15 protein-coding genes are annotated in these 14,573 nt (G+C 37.7%); 9 read left to right on the top strand and 6 right to left on the bottom strand.

Annotated features, from left to right (window positions below; all coding sequences use genetic code 11):
* Positions 1–80: 80 nt before the first annotated feature.
* Together pckA and ASG38_RS13250 are read right to left on the bottom strand one after the other, a co-directional pair.
* Positions 81–1,706, bottom strand: coding sequence for a phosphoenolpyruvate carboxykinase (ATP) (pckA, locus tag ASG38_RS13255; RefSeq protein WP_056071887.1), 1,626 nt, complete (start codon positions 1,704–1,706; stop codon positions 81–83).
* Positions 1,707–1,786: 80 nt separating this feature from the next.
* Positions 1,787–2,173, bottom strand: a complete 387-nt coding sequence (locus tag ASG38_RS13250) for a DUF423 domain-containing protein (protein WP_056071884.1) — start codon at positions 2,171–2,173, stop codon at positions 1,787–1,789.
* A gap of 123 nt (positions 2,174–2,296) precedes the next feature.
* Here ASG38_RS13250 and ASG38_RS13245 point away from each other — a divergent pair, with 123 nt between their 5' ends.
* Both ASG38_RS13245 and ASG38_RS13240 read left to right on the top strand, forming a co-directional pair.
* Positions 2,297–3,667: a saccharopine dehydrogenase family protein gene (locus ASG38_RS13245; RefSeq protein ID WP_056071881.1), complete on the top strand. Its 1,371-nt coding sequence runs from the start codon at positions 2,297–2,299 to the stop codon at positions 3,665–3,667.
* A 158-nt stretch (positions 3,668–3,825) separates the two neighbouring features.
* Positions 3,826–4,296 carry an Lrp/AsnC ligand binding domain-containing protein gene (locus tag ASG38_RS13240; protein ID WP_056071879.1) on the top strand — a complete coding sequence of 157 codons (471 nt, stop codon included), beginning with the start codon at positions 3,826–3,828 and terminating at the stop codon, positions 4,294–4,296.
* Positions 4,297–4,485: 189 nt separating this feature from the next.
* On the opposite strand, the gene ASG38_RS13235 is transcribed toward ASG38_RS13240, so the two are convergent.
* Both ASG38_RS13235 and leuS read right to left on the bottom strand, forming a co-directional pair.
* A complete protein-coding gene (locus ASG38_RS13235; protein ID WP_056071876.1) occupies positions 4,486–5,184 on the bottom strand; it encodes a zinc metallopeptidase in 699 nt (232 codons plus the stop codon).
* Between the two features lie 101 nt (positions 5,185–5,285).
* The gene (gene leuS / locus ASG38_RS13230) at positions 5,286–8,150 is read right to left on the bottom strand and encodes a leucine--tRNA ligase (RefSeq protein WP_056072515.1); all 2,865 of its coding nucleotides are present in this window, start codon (positions 8,148–8,150) and stop codon (positions 5,286–5,288) included.
* Positions 8,151–8,337: 187 nt separating this feature from the next.
* On the opposite strand from leuS, the gene ASG38_RS13225 reads away from it, so the two are divergent.
* From ASG38_RS13225 to ASG38_RS13205, 5 genes are all read left to right on the top strand, one after another.
* On the top strand, positions 8,338–9,213 hold the full coding sequence (locus ASG38_RS13225) for an ABC transporter permease (RefSeq protein WP_056071873.1): 876 nt from the start codon (positions 8,338–8,340) through the stop codon (positions 9,211–9,213).
* An 82-nt stretch (positions 9,214–9,295) separates the two neighbouring features.
* Positions 9,296–9,544, top strand: coding sequence for a DUF3098 domain-containing protein (locus ASG38_RS13220; RefSeq protein ID WP_056071869.1), 249 nt, complete (start codon positions 9,296–9,298; stop codon positions 9,542–9,544).
* A 62-nt stretch (positions 9,545–9,606) separates the two neighbouring features.
* The gene (locus tag ASG38_RS13215) at positions 9,607–10,416 is read left to right on the top strand and encodes an undecaprenyl-diphosphate phosphatase (protein WP_056071867.1); all 810 of its coding nucleotides are present in this window, start codon (positions 9,607–9,609) and stop codon (positions 10,414–10,416) included.
* Between the two features lie 6 nt (positions 10,417–10,422).
* On the top strand, positions 10,423–11,121 hold the full coding sequence (gene truB / locus ASG38_RS13210) for a tRNA pseudouridine(55) synthase TruB (RefSeq protein WP_056071864.1): 699 nt from the start codon (positions 10,423–10,425) through the stop codon (positions 11,119–11,121).
* Between the two features lie 2 nt (positions 11,122–11,123).
* Positions 11,124–11,753 (top strand): YiiX/YebB-like N1pC/P60 family cysteine hydrolase, encoded by a 630-nt coding sequence (locus tag ASG38_RS13205; protein WP_056071862.1) that lies wholly within the window; start codon positions 11,124–11,126, stop codon positions 11,751–11,753.
* Positions 11,754–11,755: 2 nt separating this feature from the next.
* Here the strand turns inward: ASG38_RS13205 and ASG38_RS13200 are convergent, their stop codons facing one another.
* Together ASG38_RS13200 and ASG38_RS13195 are read right to left on the bottom strand one after the other, a co-directional pair.
* Positions 11,756–12,493 carry a phytanoyl-CoA dioxygenase family protein gene (locus ASG38_RS13200; protein ID WP_056071859.1) on the bottom strand — a complete coding sequence of 246 codons (738 nt, stop codon included), beginning with the start codon at positions 12,491–12,493 and terminating at the stop codon, positions 11,756–11,758.
* Complete coding sequence (locus ASG38_RS13195) at positions 12,493–13,104, bottom strand: thioredoxin family protein (protein ID WP_056071855.1); 612 nt, start codon at positions 13,102–13,104, stop codon at positions 12,493–12,495. The genes ASG38_RS13200 and ASG38_RS13195 overlap by 1 nt, the downstream gene beginning before the upstream one ends.
* Before the next feature lie 123 nt (positions 13,105–13,227).
* Here ASG38_RS13195 and pyrH point away from each other — a divergent pair, with 123 nt between their 5' ends.
* A complete protein-coding gene (pyrH, locus tag ASG38_RS13190) occupies positions 13,228–13,935 on the top strand; it encodes a UMP kinase (RefSeq protein WP_056071852.1) in 708 nt (235 codons plus the stop codon).
* Between the two features lie 71 nt (positions 13,936–14,006).
* Positions 14,007–14,570, top strand: a complete 564-nt coding sequence (gene frr / locus ASG38_RS13185; RefSeq protein WP_056071850.1) for a ribosome recycling factor — start codon at positions 14,007–14,009, stop codon at positions 14,568–14,570.
* The last annotated feature ends 3 nt before the right edge of the window (positions 14,571–14,573 follow it).

The following is a 14,573-nucleotide window of genomic DNA, read 5'->3' as shown; positions in this document are numbered from 1 at the left end:
AGAATAAAACTTAGAGGAAGATATTTTAACCAAAAAAGCCCAACAATATTGTTGGGCTTTTTTTTGGTTAGTTTGTTATTTTATACTTGCGGTCCAGCTTTTACAAGATTTTGACCTTCTTCGTTAGTAGCATATTGCGCAAAGTTCTTTACGAACAATTTTCCTAAATCTGTAGCCTTAGTTTCCCATTCTGATGGATCAGCATACGTTTTTCTCGGATCAAGGATGTCAGAGTCTACACCTTCCAGGGCCGTTGGAATTTCAAAATTAAAAATCGGCAACGTTGTTGTTTCTGCTTTTTCAAGTGAACCATCTAAAATCCTGTCGATAATGGCTCTGGTATTTTTGATAGAAATTCTTTTTCCGGTACCGTTCCAACCTGTATTCACAAGATAGGCAGTAGCTTTATGCTCTTCCATCTTTTTTACAAGCTCCTGACCGTATTGTGTTGGATGCAGCGAAAGGAACGCTTTTCCAAAACAAGCAGAGAAAGTAGGTTCCGGCTTAGTCACTCCTCTTTCAGTACCGGCTAATTTTGCCGTAAATCCGGAAAGGAAGTGATATTTAGTTTGTTCTGGCGACAGCTTCGCTACCGGAGGCATAACTCCAAATGCATCTGCCGTAAGGAAAATTACTTTTGAAGCGTGCCCGGCCTTAGAAACCGGTTTTACAATATTATCGATATGATAAATTGGATATGAAACTCTTGTATTTTGAGTTACAGAACCGTCTTTGAAATCAATTTTACCGTTTGCATCAACTGTTACGTTTTCAAGCAATGCGTCTTTTTTGATAGCATTATAGATGTCCGGCTCGTTTTCTTTGCTCAGGTCGATTGTTTTCGCATAACATCCTCCTTCAAAATTGAAAACACCGTCATTGTCCCAACCGTGCTCATCATCTCCAATCAATTCGCGTTTTGGATCTGTAGAAAGCGTTGTTTTTCCTGTTCCTGACAATCCGAAGAAAACAGCTACATCACCATCTTTTCCTTTGTTGGCAGAACAGTGCATTGAAGCAATCCCTTGCAAAGGCAGGTAATAGTTCATCATGGCAAAAAGTCCTTTTTTCATCTCACCTCCATACCATGTACCTCCAATAATCTGAACTTTTTCAGTAAGATTGAAAGCAATATATACTTCTGAGTTTAACCCATGAGCTTTGTAATCAGAAAATTCCGTTTTTGAAGCATTCATTACCACAAAATCAGGCTCTCCATAATTTTCAAGCTCTTCTTCTGTTGGGCGGATAAACATGTTTTTTACGAAATGCGCCTGCCATGCTACCTCAACAATAAATCTTACTTTTAGTCTTGTATTTTCATTGGCACCGCAAAATGCATCCACTACATATAATTTCTTACCAGAAAGCTGATCTACTGTTGTCTTTTTTAAAGCTTCCCAGGTTTGCGGACTGATTGGTTTGTTATCATTAACCGCTTTATCTGATGTCCACCAGATTGTGTCTTTAGTGACATCATCCTGAACAATATATTTATCTTTTGGAGAACGTCCTGTAAAATCACCCGTCATTACATTTACTGCTCCCAGCTCTGTCAACTGCCCTTTTTCAAACCCTTTGAGATTTGGATTTAACTCTTCCGCATACAGCATTTCATAAGAAGGATTGTAAATCACTTCTTCAACATTCTTGATTCCATATTTCTCTAACGAAATCGTTTTCGTAAATTGGGTGTAATTATCCATAGAATTCTTATTGAGTTGTGTTTAAAATTATTTGGCAAAAGTAAAAATTAAATTTCAGTTTGAATATATTTGATAAAACTTTATGCTTTTTGCTTAAGGATATTCAAAAAAAGCAAAGCCCAGGCTATAATCATCAGCAAACCTCCAATTGGCGTTATAAATCCTATAACGCTGAAATCTACATTTGTTATATTTCTGGTTGCCAAAAGATAAATAGAGCCGGAAAAAAACAAAACGCCTGATATAACTAAATAATAGATTGTGCTTTTAGTTTTCTCAGACACCAGTTTTGTAGTTCCAAGAAATAGTAGAAATAAGGCATGGTACATTTGATATCGCACTCCTGTTTCAAAAGAAACCAATTGCTCAACATCCAGGACCTTTTTCAAGGCATGTGCGCCAAATGCACCTAATATAATAGCGACAAAACCTAAAATTGCCGCCGCAGCTATAATCTTCCTATCCATTGTTTTTAATTTACTGCAAAGTTAAGCATCTTAAAAACTTTATGATAATCAAACCCACATTAAGTTTTATAAAATATAACAAATACTTACTTTTGTGTTATTATTAAAAATTTACGGTTTTTCATGAGACATATTCTAATAATCGGGGCCGGAAGGTCTGCTTCTTCACTAATTCAATATCTTCTAAACAAATCGGAAGAAGAAAATCTCCACCTCACTATTGGCGACCTGTCATTAGAACTGGCTCAGAGAAAAACAAAAAATCACAAAAATGCCACTGCTATTGCTTTCGATATCTTTAATGAAAGCCAGAGAAAAGAAGAGATACAAAAGGCAGATATTGTAATTTCCATGCTGCCGGCCCATATGCACATTGAAGTCGCAAAAGACTGCATAACGTATAAAAAGCATATGGTTACCGCTTCTTACATCAGCGAAGCCATGCAAAACCTGGATGCTCAAGCCAAAGAAAATAATTTGGTTTTTATGAACGAAATCGGGCTCGACCCGGGAATAGACCATATGAGTGCCATGAAAGTAATAGACGAGATTCGTGACAAAGGCGGTAAAATTATTCTTTTCGAATCTTTTTGTGGCGGACTTGTTGCTCCGGAATCAGACAATAATCTTTGGAACTATAAATTTACCTGGAATCCCAGAAATGTAGTATTGGCCGGACAAGGCGGTGCTGCCAAATTTATTCAGGAAGGTACTTATAAGTATATTCCTTATCATAAATTATTCAGAAGAACTGAATTTATGGAAGTTGAAGGTTATGGCCGGTTTGAAGGTTATGCCAATCGCGATTCCCTGAAATACAGAAGCGTTTACGGATTGGATGACGCACTGACTTTATACAGAGGAACTATCCGACGTGTAGGTTTTTCCAAAGCCTGGAATATGTTTGTTCAGCTTGGAATGACAGATGACAGCTATGTTATGGAAAATTCCGAAACGATGACCTATCGCGAATTCACCAATTCCTTTTTGCCTTACCACCCAACCGATTCTGTAGAAATCAAATTGCGGTTAATCCTGAAAATTGACCAGGACGATATCAAATGGGATAAATTATTGGAACTGGACCTGTTCAATAACAAGAAAATTGTTGGCCTGAAAAATGCTACGCCCGCACAGATTCTTGAAAAAATATTAAGCGAAAGCTGGTCGTTGGAAGAACATGACAAAGACATGATTGTGATGTATCACAAATTTGGTTATGTACTTAACGGAGAAGAAAAACAGATTGATTCCACCATGGTTTGCATAGGCGATGACCAGACTTATACTGCTATGGCAAAAACTGTGGGACTTCCTGTAGCCATAGCTACTTTACAAATCCTGAACGGAAACATCAAAACTCCTGGTGTTCAGCTGCCAATACGCAAAGAAGTTTATCTTCCAATTTTAAAAGAACTGGAAAACTACGGTGTAACCTTTAATGAAAAAGAAGTACCTTATATGGGTTATAATCCAATGCATGTAGCCGGATAAGATGTTTTTTGTCACTGATTACGCTGATTTCCGCTGATTAATAAAATCCGAGAGAATCTGCGTAATCTGCGGCATTAATCCCTCAAAATCAAACAAAAAATTCATATTTTTGATTAAACTAAAACCGGAAATCTTCAATTCGGTTACAAATCAAAGTTATGAAGATTAATTCCTTACAGATAGAAATCGATGGCATCGACAAAGAAATTCTTCGTAACTTAATGGAAGATGCCCGAAAACCCATACTTCAAATTGCCAATAAAATAGGTATTTCCGGAGCTGCTATTCATCAGCGCCTGCGTAAACTGGAACAAGCCGGCGTTATTTCCGGCTCAAAATTCGTTGTAAACACAAAAGTTTTAGGCTACAGTACCATGGCTTTTGTAGGAATCTATTTGGACAAGGCAGCCCGAAATCCGGAAGCTGTTCGTGAATTACGGAAAATTCCTGAAGTTCTGGAATGTCATTATACGACAGGAAACTGGTCCATCCTTATCAAAATGATTTGTCGGGATAACGAACATTTAATGCAATTACTTAATACCAAAATACAGGTCATAGAAGGTGTTTCCAGAACCGAAACTTTTATTTCTTTAGACCAGCAGATAGAAAGACAGATACAGTTGTAGATTTGGGATTTTAGATTTCAGATTTTAGATTTCAGATTTTTGGTGGTGATGTAAAACAGATGATATGTATACAAACTTAAATTGCCATGCATAAGCTATTGTCAAAAAAAATCCGTGCTTTGTCAAACACGGATCATTTCAATTATTCTACAAGATCTAAAATCTTAACTCTTAAATCATAAATTCCCTTTAATCTCTTCTTCCTCCAAAAACCTGTAGCGCCCAATACAATAGCGAAGCCAATGCACCAATTGCAGCTACAAGATAGGTTCGCGCAGCCCATTTTAAAGAATCCTCTGCCCCGGCATATTCTTGCTGTGTCAGCATATTTTTATTTTTTAACCAGGCCAAAGCTCTGTTGCTGGCATCATATTCAACCGGAAGTGTGATGAAACTGAAGATGGTAGCAAATGCCATCATAACCAGACCTGCAACAGCAATATAGAATCCTGCAACAACACCTGTAGCGGCTCCAAGAATCAAACCACCAATTACTAACCATTGTGACATTCCTGAAGTTACACTCACAACCGGAACCAGTTTAGAGCGCATCGTTAACCACTCATAAGCCTGTGCATGCTGTACGGCATGTCCTACTTCGTGGGCTGCAACAGCAGCAGCGGCAGCATTTCTTTGATTATATACTGCTTCACTCAGGTTTACTGTTTTGTCTGACGGATTATAATGGTCTGTCAATCGGCCCGGAGTCGAAATTACACGTACTCCTGTAATGCCATGATCCTGCAACATTTTTTCGGCTATTTCAGCACCACTCATTCCGTTGCGCAAATGTACTTTCGAATAAAATTCAAATTTGCTTTGAAGCCTGGCACTAACAGCCCAGCTAACCAACGCGATAACACCTATTAAGATATAATATCCTATCATTTTTTAAGTTTTTTGATTGTTTGATATTAAACAAAAACCTCGCCAATATAGCGAGGTTTTGTCAATACTGAAAGTTTGTCAGTGCTAATATTCTCTTAAAATCAGCCTACCAAATTGATTATTTTTCCAGGAACAATAATAATTTTGTTTGGTGTTTTTCCATCCAACTGTTTGATTGTCCTTTCATCAGCCATTACAATATTTTCAATTTCCTTAACGGTCAAATCCAGTGGAAGATTGATTGTAAAACGCATTTTGCCGTTGAACGATACCGGATATTCTTTATTGTTTTCTATCAGATATTCCGGATTGAATAGTGGAAACGGTACCGCTGAAATACTTTCCTTATGGCCTAATCTTTCCCATAACTCTTCCGCGATATGAGGTGCATAAGGTGAAATTAAAACTGCTAAAGGTTCCAAAATAGAACGTTCGTGGCAGTTCATTGCTGTCAATTCATTAACCGCAATCATAAAAGAACTTACGGAAGTGTTGAATGAGAAGTTCTCGATGTCTTCCTGTACTTTTTTGATTGTCTTGTGCAAAGTCTTTAACGCTTCCGGTGAAGCAGGATTTGAATTTACTATCAAACCGCTATCGTCAAAATACAACTTCCAAAGTTTTTTCAGGAAACCAAAGACACCTGTAATTCCGGCAGTATTCCATGGCTTGGCTTGCTCCAACGGCCCAAGGAACATTTCGTATAGGCGTAATGTGTCTGCTCCGTATTCTTCACATATATGATCCGGATTGACAACATTGTATTTTGACTTCGACATCTTCTCTACTTCCCTGCCTACAAAAAACTTTCCGTTTTCAGTCACAAATTCAGCATCCTGAAATTGTGGCTGCCATTTTTTCAATTGTTCAATGTCAATCTCATCTGAAGCATTCACAAGGCTAATATCAATGTGAAGTCCTTCTGTTTCATAATTGTTTTTGATGTTTTTAGAAACATAAGTATTGGTTCCGGAAATCCTGTAAACCAGAGCACTCATTCCTAAAATCATTCCTTGATTGATTAGTTTTTTAAACGGCTCTTCCTGATTCACAAAACCTCTGTCTTTCAAGAATTTGTTCCAGAAGCGCGAGTACAGCAAGTGGCCTGTAGCATGTTCACTACCTCCTATATACAAATCGACATTCTGCCAATAATTCTGGGCTTCTTCAGAAACAAACTCCTCTTCATTATGTGCATCCATATAACGAAGCCAGTACCAGGAACTTCCTGCCCAACCCGGCATCGTATTGAGCTCTAAAGGAAAAACAGTCACATCGTCTATCAGCTCATTGCTGACAACCTTAGCGTTCTTAGTATCCCATGCCCATTCTGATGCATTCCCTAAAGGCGGTTGCCCGTCTTCTGTTGGCAAATATTTTTCTACTTCCGGAAGGCGAACCGGTAAATGTTTCACTTCAATCATCTGTGGCAATCCGTTCACATAATAAACCGGAAAAGGCTCACCCCAATATCTTTGGCGTGAAAAAACAGCATCGCGCAAACGATAGTTGACTTTTCCTTTTCCTTGCCCTAATTCTTCCAATGCTTCAATTGCCTTTTTAGTAGCCTGTTTGTAATCCAGTCCGTTTAGAAAATCGGAATTATCAATGACCACATTGTCTTTTGAAGCATAGGCCTCTTCAGAAATATCCACTCCTCCGAAAATATTTTTAATCGGAATATTAAAATGCTTGGCAAAGGCATAATCGCGTTCATCACCGCAAGGAACCGCCATAACTGCTCCGGTTCCATAACCCGCCAATACGTAATCTCCAATCCAAACCGGAATGGCTTCTTTCGTAAACGGATGTTCTGCATAAGCTCCTGTGAAAACACCTGAAATAGTTTTTACATCTGCCATTCTATCACGCTCGCTTCTTTTAGAAGTAGCTTCAACATAGGCTTCTACAGCTTTCTTTTGTTCTGGTGTAGTAATCTTTGCTACCAAATCATGTTCCGGAGCCAAAGTCATAAAGGTTACACCAAAAATGGTATCAGGACGGGTTGTAAAAACTTCAATCACATGATTGTTTGTTTCATCTCCGCTCAAAATATAATCTACCGCATTTCTTTCAAATTGAGAGTCTTTTACTTTAAACGTAACTGAAGCACCAACTGATTTTCCTATCCAGTTTCTTTGGCTTTCTTTCAAAGATTCTGTCCAATCAATTGTTTCCAATCCTGAAAGCAGACGCTCTGCATAAGCTGAGATTCTCATGCTCCATTGCGTCATTTTTTTACGGATTACCGGATGTCCTCCTCTTTCAGAAACGCCATTTACAATTTCGTCATTTGCCAAAACAGTTCCCAATGCCGGGCACCAGTTTACTTCTGTTTCTGCCAAAAACGTAAGACGGTATTTCAATAAAATTCTTTCCTGTTCTTCTTTGGAATAGGATTTCCATTCTTTTGCAGAAAACGTTGGAATCGCATCATCAGCAACAGCATTTACTTTTTCGTTTCCGTTTTCTTCAAATTCAAGGACAAGGGTTCTTATATCGCGTGCCTCATCAGCATCTTTATCATACCAGGAATTGAACAATTGGATAAAAATCCACTGTGTCCATTTGTAATATTCAGGACTGGATGTTCTTACTTCCCTGCTCCAGTCAAAGGAAAAACCAATCTTATCCAACTGCTCTCTGTAACGGGCAATATTCTCTTTGGTTGTTTTATCCGGATGCTGCCCGGTCTGAATAGCATACTGCTCTGCCGGAAGACCAAAGCTGTCATAACCTTGCGGATGCAAAACATTAAACCCCTGGTGTCTTTTAAATCTTGCATAAATATCTGAAGCAATATATCCAAGCGGATGTCCTACGTGGAGGCCCGCTCCCGAAGGATAAGGAAACATGTCCAAAACATAGTATTTTGGCTTTTCAGAATTATTCTCTGCGTGGAAAGTTCCGTTTTCTGCCCAGTATTTTTGCCATCTGGCTTCAATTTCGTTAGGATTGTATTTCATCGTATCAGATTCTAAGTCGCTAAGATCTTTAGGTTTAAGGTTAATGTTCTGAGAGTTTTTTGCTATATACAAAAAAAATCAATTCAAGGAGGCAAATTTACGTTTATTGTACGAAAGTCAAAACTTTGAGCGTTATAAACTGTGTTTAAAGAAATCTTTATTATTTTTACAGCATTAAATCAAAACTATGGCTTCATCATTTGAAAAATTTCAAAAACGACGACTTATTTCTTCTTATTTTTCCGTGGTATTGAGCGTTTTCCTGGTGCTCTTTTTGTTAGGAATTTTGGGGTTATTTGTAATCAATTCAAAGAAATTGTCAGATGACTTTAAGGAAGAAATCGCCATGTCGGTTTATTTTAAAAATGAGGCTAACGACAGTATTATCAATGCTTTCGACACCCAATTAAAAACCTCAAAATTTGTAAAGTCTTACGAATTTGTCACCAAAGAAAAAGCTGCCAAGCAGCATACGGACATTATTGGAGAGGATTTTATGGCATTTTTGGGCGAAAACCCATTGGAAAATTCATTCGACATCCACTTAAAAGCAGATTATATAGTTGCGGACAGTATCAAAAAATTTGAATCAACAATTGTTACAAATCCTATGGTTTCTGATATTGTTTATGATAAGGTTTTAGTCAATCTGGTAAATGACAATATCCAGAGAATCAGTTTCTGGATTTTAATTGCCAGCGGATTTTTGGCGCTGGTAGCCGTTTTACTGATTAACAGCTCCATGCGTCTGTCGATTTATTCGAATCGTTTTATCATTAAGACCATGCAAATGGTTGGCGCAACAAAATCATTCATTCGCAAGCCTTTTATCTGGCGAAGCATCAAATTGGGAATCATCGGATCGCTTTTGGCCATCTTCGCTTTGATTGGCGTATTGTATTATGTAGACACTAATTTCCCAAATCTGAAAATCATGGAAGACCAGTTGATGGTTGGCCTGGTGTTGGTTGGCGTGCTAATTGTCGGGATTCTTATTACCTGGTTCAGCACTTTCTTTGCAACCCAGCGATTTTTGAATTTGCGTACGGATGATTTGTATTAATATTGGATTTTTGATTTAAGATTTTTGATTTAAGATTTTGGTATATATAAAAATCTTTGCTATTAACTTTTGACTTAAAATTATGAGTACTAAAGAAACAAATACACAAAAAAACGAGTTCCTTTTTGATAAGGTAAACTATAAATTTTTACTGATAGGAATTGGTGTTATTGCACTCGGATTTATCCTGATGTCTGGAGGCGGTTCAGACGATCCGGCTGTTTTTAGCGATAAGATTTTTGATTTCAGAAGAATCCGTTTGGCTCCAACTACTGTGCTGATTGGTTTCGGAATTACAATTTATGCCATTTTAAAAAATCCTAAAAAATAAAATCAGGTCTCTATTTCGTTTGGCGAAATAGCGTCTGATAATTGACAATCTTACCTAACAGAATGGATTTAATCGAAGCAATTTTAATCGCCATCGTTGAAGGCTTAACAGAATACCTGCCCGTTTCTTCTACCGGACACATGATTTTCACAAGTTCCTATTTTGGAATACAGGAAGACGACTTTACCAAACTATTTCAGGTTTCCATACAATTTGGTGCCATCCTGGCTGTCGTAGTTTTATACTGGAGAAAATTTTTCAATTTCAGCAAGCTGAATTTTTATATCAAATTAGCCTTAGCGGTAGTTCCAGCATTAATTTTGGGCTATCTTTTTGATGATTATATTGATGAAGTATTAGGCAACCCTATTCCGATTGCAATCGTATTGATTGTGGGAGGCTTTATACTGCTTTTTATTGACAACTATTTCAAAAATCCAGTTGTTGCAGAAGAAGAAGATATTTCGATAAAAAAAGCTGTAACTATTGGTTTTTGGCAATGCCTGGCCATGATGCCGGGAACAAGCCGTTCTGCTGCCTCAATTATTGGCGGTATGCAACAAGGACTGACCCGACAGGTTGCCGCAGAATTTTCATTCTTTTTGGCCGTTCCAACCATGCTTGCTGTTACCTGCTATTCTGTATTTTTAAAAACCTACAAAGTCTCGGGATTAAAAGGTTATGAATTGCTGACACAATCTGGTGACAATCTGAAACTATTTGTTATTGGAAATATTATCGCCTTTATTGTTGCAATTATTGCCATCAAATTCTTTATAGGTGTTATCAAAAAATATGGTTTCAAACCATGGGGTTATTATAGAATCGTAGCAGGAACTTTGCTCCTTATCTATTTCATTTACATAAAATAATTTGCGGTGACGGCACAAGATTTTCAAGACGGACAGGTTTTACAGATTGACAAGCCTTTGAACTGGACCTCTTTTCAAGCGGTTAACAAGTTAAAGTGGGCCTTGAAAAGCAAGCTGGGATTAAAAAAAATTAAGATTGGCCATGCAGGCACATTGGACCCGTTGGCTACCGGATTACTTTTGGTCTGTACCGGAAAATTCACTAAAAGGATTGCCGAACTGCAAGGACAGGAAAAAGAATATACCGGAACGATTACCGTTGGCGCCACAACGCCTTCTTACGATCTGGAAACGGAAATCAACGAAACATTTCCAACAGAACACATTACTGAGGAACTTATCCATGAAACCGTAAAACAGTTTCTTGGTGAAATTGACCAGCGTCCTCCCATTTTTTCGGCACTGAAAAAAGATGGCGTCCGCTTATACGAACATGCCAGAAATGGTGAAGAAGTTGAAATCCCAACACGAAAAACCGTTATACACGAATTCGAAATTACGCGGATTGCACTTCCCGAAATTGATTTCAGGGTAGTTTGCAGCAAAGGAACCTATATCCGTTCACTGGCTTTTGATTTTGGAAAAGCCTTGCACTCCGGAGGTCACCTTACCGCTTTACGCAGGACTAAAATTGGTAATTATGATGTAAAAGACGGTTATGGGCTGGAAGCTTTTGTAGATTCCCTTTCTGAAAAAACAGAATAGCCATGAAAAAAACAATCCTTTTACTCTTTTTCTTTTTTTCCTGTTTTTCATATGCCCAAATAAATCCATCCGATTTAAAAACCGGCGATTTTATTTTCCAGGATATGGATTGCGGCCCTTTGTGTGATGCTATTGAAGCCGTAACCGAAGGCTACAAAGGCAATGATTTTAGCCACATGGGATTGGTTTACAAAAAAAACGATACGATTTATATCATTGAAGCGGCCGGAACAAAAGTGCGATTGAATACTTTGGAAAAATTTTCAAAAAACACTTCTAAGCCTATGTATATTGGCCGTGTAAAAAAGAAATACACCCAATTGATTCCCGAAGCGATTTCTTTTTCCTTAGAACAAATAGGCGTTCCTTATGATGACGACTATGTGTATGATAACGGAAAGTATTATTGTTCGGAATTGATTTATGATGCTTTTAAAAAAGCCAATAAAGACAAGCCTTTTTTCCAATTGTTCCCAATGACTTATAAAGAACCGGGAACTAATGAGTTTTTCCCTGCCTGGGTTGAATATTACAAACAGATAGGTAGTGAAATTCCGGAAGGCAAACCGGGATGCAATCCTGGTGGAATGTCAACATCCAATAAGATTTCTATTCTTGGAACGTTGAAGTAGTTCTAAAAATCAAACATTTCTTTATTGCCCAGATTTTCTAAAATCTCTTTTGAAGGATAATTATTCCGGTCAATGAAATTTCTCATTTCAGGAATATTGTCACAAAAAAGTACATCCAGTGAAAATCTATTGTGTCCGTAAAGTCCTCTATGAATCATGTTGGCAGAAAAAACCAACAAATCGCCCCTATTCAATCCGACAACTTTTCCTCGTTGCAAATCATCACTAGGAAAGGCACCATTCAAAGAATTCCTGACATCAAATTCTTCCGGCAAATCCCATTCGCGATGTGTTTTAGGGATAAGCTCAATTCCGGATTCCTTTTTCATCGGAATTCTGAAATGAACCACATTTTGATTGTGAATGGCTTTCTTTTGTTCTTCAACCGACATTCCGGTGTATTGGATATCCCGATGCCAATAGTTCTTCTGTTCGCTGTTTTTAGGATCAAAGAAAAGCTGTGTATTCAGGAAGATTGGAGTTTCTGAAAAAACTGTTTTCAAAATTGTTTGCAGCTTATTTTGAGTAATAAACTTAAAAAGTAACGTTTTCTCTTCCTCATTAAGATAATTGCCCGAAGTAAGACTATGGCTGTTTAACAATCCTTTTTCATAATAGACGGCATTGTCTTCCAACCATTTTATATGAAATTTATTCAGGATGTTTTCAATTGCAATGATTTCAGCTTCAGAAAAGAAGTTTTTAAGATATAAATAGCCCTGTTCTTCGTAGCCTGCCATTATTCCTGAATTTCGATTAGCCGCATCATTTCTAAAAGCTCATTTTGAGTACTAATTCCTTTATCGTGAAGATACCACATCTGCAATTCTGTTTTGATTGTTTCGTCTATAACACCATGCTTTTCTTTATAGTTCTTCACTAAATCAAATGCCTCTTTTGGTCTTGGTCCCCAATCTGCCAAAACATCCAAAGTTTCTTTATCAAGAACTATCAATTTAGGAATTGATTTTCCGCCATTAGTCAAAAACTTATTCATCAAGGCTTCATTTTCATCGCGGAATACTATCTTAAAATCAATATGGTCCGTTAGAACTTCCATTTTATGCATAACAGGAAGCAGTTGCGCAGCATCGCCACACCAACCTTCAGAAATAACCAGCCAGATATATTGCTTTTTTAACAGCTTCAGCCTTTCTTCAATTTCAGCAGAAACGACAATCGTTTTTTCCAAACGGTTCATTCTCGTCTCATTCAATTTGCTGTAATGCAATAAATCATCAGATTGGACGCTACCGGTTGATTTCCCTTCCAAAAGTTTATCAGCAACTATTTTTCTGTATTCTAAATAAGTACTGCTTTTTTCTAAACTGTTCTTAATAATTTCTTCCATAATCTCAATTTAATGGCGCGAAAATAAGCTTAAAATTACGAATTACTTTTTTTTCGCCAACTTATTCCAAAAAAACAGATTATGACTATATTTGCACAACTTAAGCGAAAACAAAGTCAACGGATGAAATACAAAAGAATACTCCTGAAATTGAGCGGAGAAGCCTTGATGGGCGACAGACAGTACGGCATCGATCCGAAAAGATTAGCGGAATATGCAGATGAAATCAAGGAAATTCATGACAAAGGCGTTGAAATTGCAATCGTAATTGGAGGAGGAAATATTTTTCGCGGTGTTGCCGGAGCCAGTAATGGAATGGACAGGGTGCAAGGCGATTATATGGGAATGTTAGCAACCGTAATTAACGGAATGGCACTTCAGGGAGCTCTTGAAGACAAAGGAATGTTGACACGCTTGCAGACAGCTTTAAAAATTGAGGCGATAGCAGAACCATATATCAAAAGAAGAGCAGTCCGCCACCTTGAAAAAGGAAGGATTGTAATTTTTGGAGCAGGAACCGGAAACCCTTATTTCACAACCGATACAGCCGCTGTACTACGAGGTGTTGAAGTTAATGCAGATGTTATCCTTAAAGGAACCCGGGTAGATGGTGTTTATACGGCTGACCCGGAAAAAAATCCGGATGCTATAAAATTTGACGCCATTTCATTTGACGATGTTTTGAAAAAAGGCCTCAATGTAATGGATACGACAGCATTCACACTAAGTCAGGAAAATGCCTTGCCGATTGTTGTTTTCGACATGAATAAAAAAGGAAATCTTTTGAAAATCTGCGAAGGAGAAAACGTAGGAACTGTAGTTAATGTATAATTAGAAAACAGACTCAGCATAATAGCCGGAAGGCTGAAATCTGAATCTGAAAATCTGAAATTCTAGATAAAATGACTGAAGAAATTGATTTTATATTAGATAGTGCTGAAGAATCGATGTCAGGTTCTATTGCGCACCTTGAAAAAGAATTTTTAAATATCCGTGCCGGTAAAGCAAGTCCTGCCATGTTAGGTAGTGTATTTGTTGATTATTATGGTGCTGCGACACCTCTTAGTCAGGTATCAAACATCAACGTGCCGGACGCCAGGACTATTACAATCCAGCCTTACGAAAAAAGTATGTTGCAACCGATTGAAAAAGCTATCCAGATAGCGAATATCGGATTTAACCCGATGAACAATGGTGATGTAATCATTATCAGTGTACCGCCTTTGACAGAAGAGCGTCGTCGTGACTTGGTTAAACAGGCTAAATCAGAAGCGGAAGATGCAAAAATCGGAATCAGAAATGTCCGCAAAGATGCGAATACTGATATCAAGAAATTAGAAAAAGAAGGAACTTCTGAAGATATCTGCAAAAGTGCTGAAGAAGAAGTTCAAAACCTGACTAACTCTTTTATCAAAAAAATAGATGAACTTTTGGCTGCTAAGGAAGCTGAAATCATGAAAGTTTAATGC

This window comes from Flavobacterium sp. Leaf359 (genome assembly GCF_001423985.1).
Classification (GTDB): domain Bacteria; phylum Bacteroidota; class Bacteroidia; order Flavobacteriales; family Flavobacteriaceae; genus Flavobacterium; species Flavobacterium lindanitolerans.
This window is presented reverse-complemented; position numbering and strand designations above follow the sequence as displayed.

Coding starts and splice junctions, on each gene's coding strand:
- pckA (WP_056071887.1), bottom strand. CDS start 1,706: ATGGATAATTACACCCAATTTACGAAAACGATTTCGTTAGAGAAATAT.
- ASG38_RS13250 (WP_056071884.1), bottom strand. CDS start 2,173: ATGGATAGGAAGATTATAGCTGCGGCGGCAATTTTAGGTTTTGTCGCT.
- ASG38_RS13245 (WP_056071881.1), top strand. CDS start 2,297: ATGAGACATATTCTAATAATCGGGGCCGGAAGGTCTGCTTCTTCACTA.
- ASG38_RS13240 (WP_056071879.1), top strand. CDS start 3,826: ATGAAGATTAATTCCTTACAGATAGAAATCGATGGCATCGACAAAGAA.
- ASG38_RS13235 (WP_056071876.1), bottom strand. CDS start 5,184: ATGATAGGATATTATATCTTAATAGGTGTTATCGCGTTGGTTAGCTGG.
- leuS (WP_056072515.1), bottom strand. CDS start 8,150: ATGAAATACAATCCTAACGAAATTGAAGCCAGATGGCAAAAATACTGG.
- ASG38_RS13225 (WP_056071873.1), top strand. CDS start 8,338: ATGGCTTCATCATTTGAAAAATTTCAAAAACGACGACTTATTTCTTCT.
- ASG38_RS13220 (WP_056071869.1), top strand. CDS start 9,296: ATGAGTACTAAAGAAACAAATACACAAAAAAACGAGTTCCTTTTTGAT.
- ASG38_RS13215 (WP_056071867.1), top strand. CDS start 9,607: ATGGATTTAATCGAAGCAATTTTAATCGCCATCGTTGAAGGCTTAACA.
- ASG38_RS13205 (WP_056071862.1), top strand. CDS start 11,124: ATGAAAAAAACAATCCTTTTACTCTTTTTCTTTTTTTCCTGTTTTTCA.
- ASG38_RS13200 (WP_056071859.1), bottom strand. CDS start 12,493: ATGGCAGGCTACGAAGAACAGGGCTATTTATATCTTAAAAACTTCTTT.
- ASG38_RS13195 (WP_056071855.1), bottom strand. CDS start 13,104: ATGGAAGAAATTATTAAGAACAGTTTAGAAAAAAGCAGTACTTATTTA.
- pyrH (WP_056071852.1), top strand. CDS start 13,228: ATGAAATACAAAAGAATACTCCTGAAATTGAGCGGAGAAGCCTTGATG.
- frr (WP_056071850.1), top strand. CDS start 14,007: ATGACTGAAGAAATTGATTTTATATTAGATAGTGCTGAAGAATCGATG.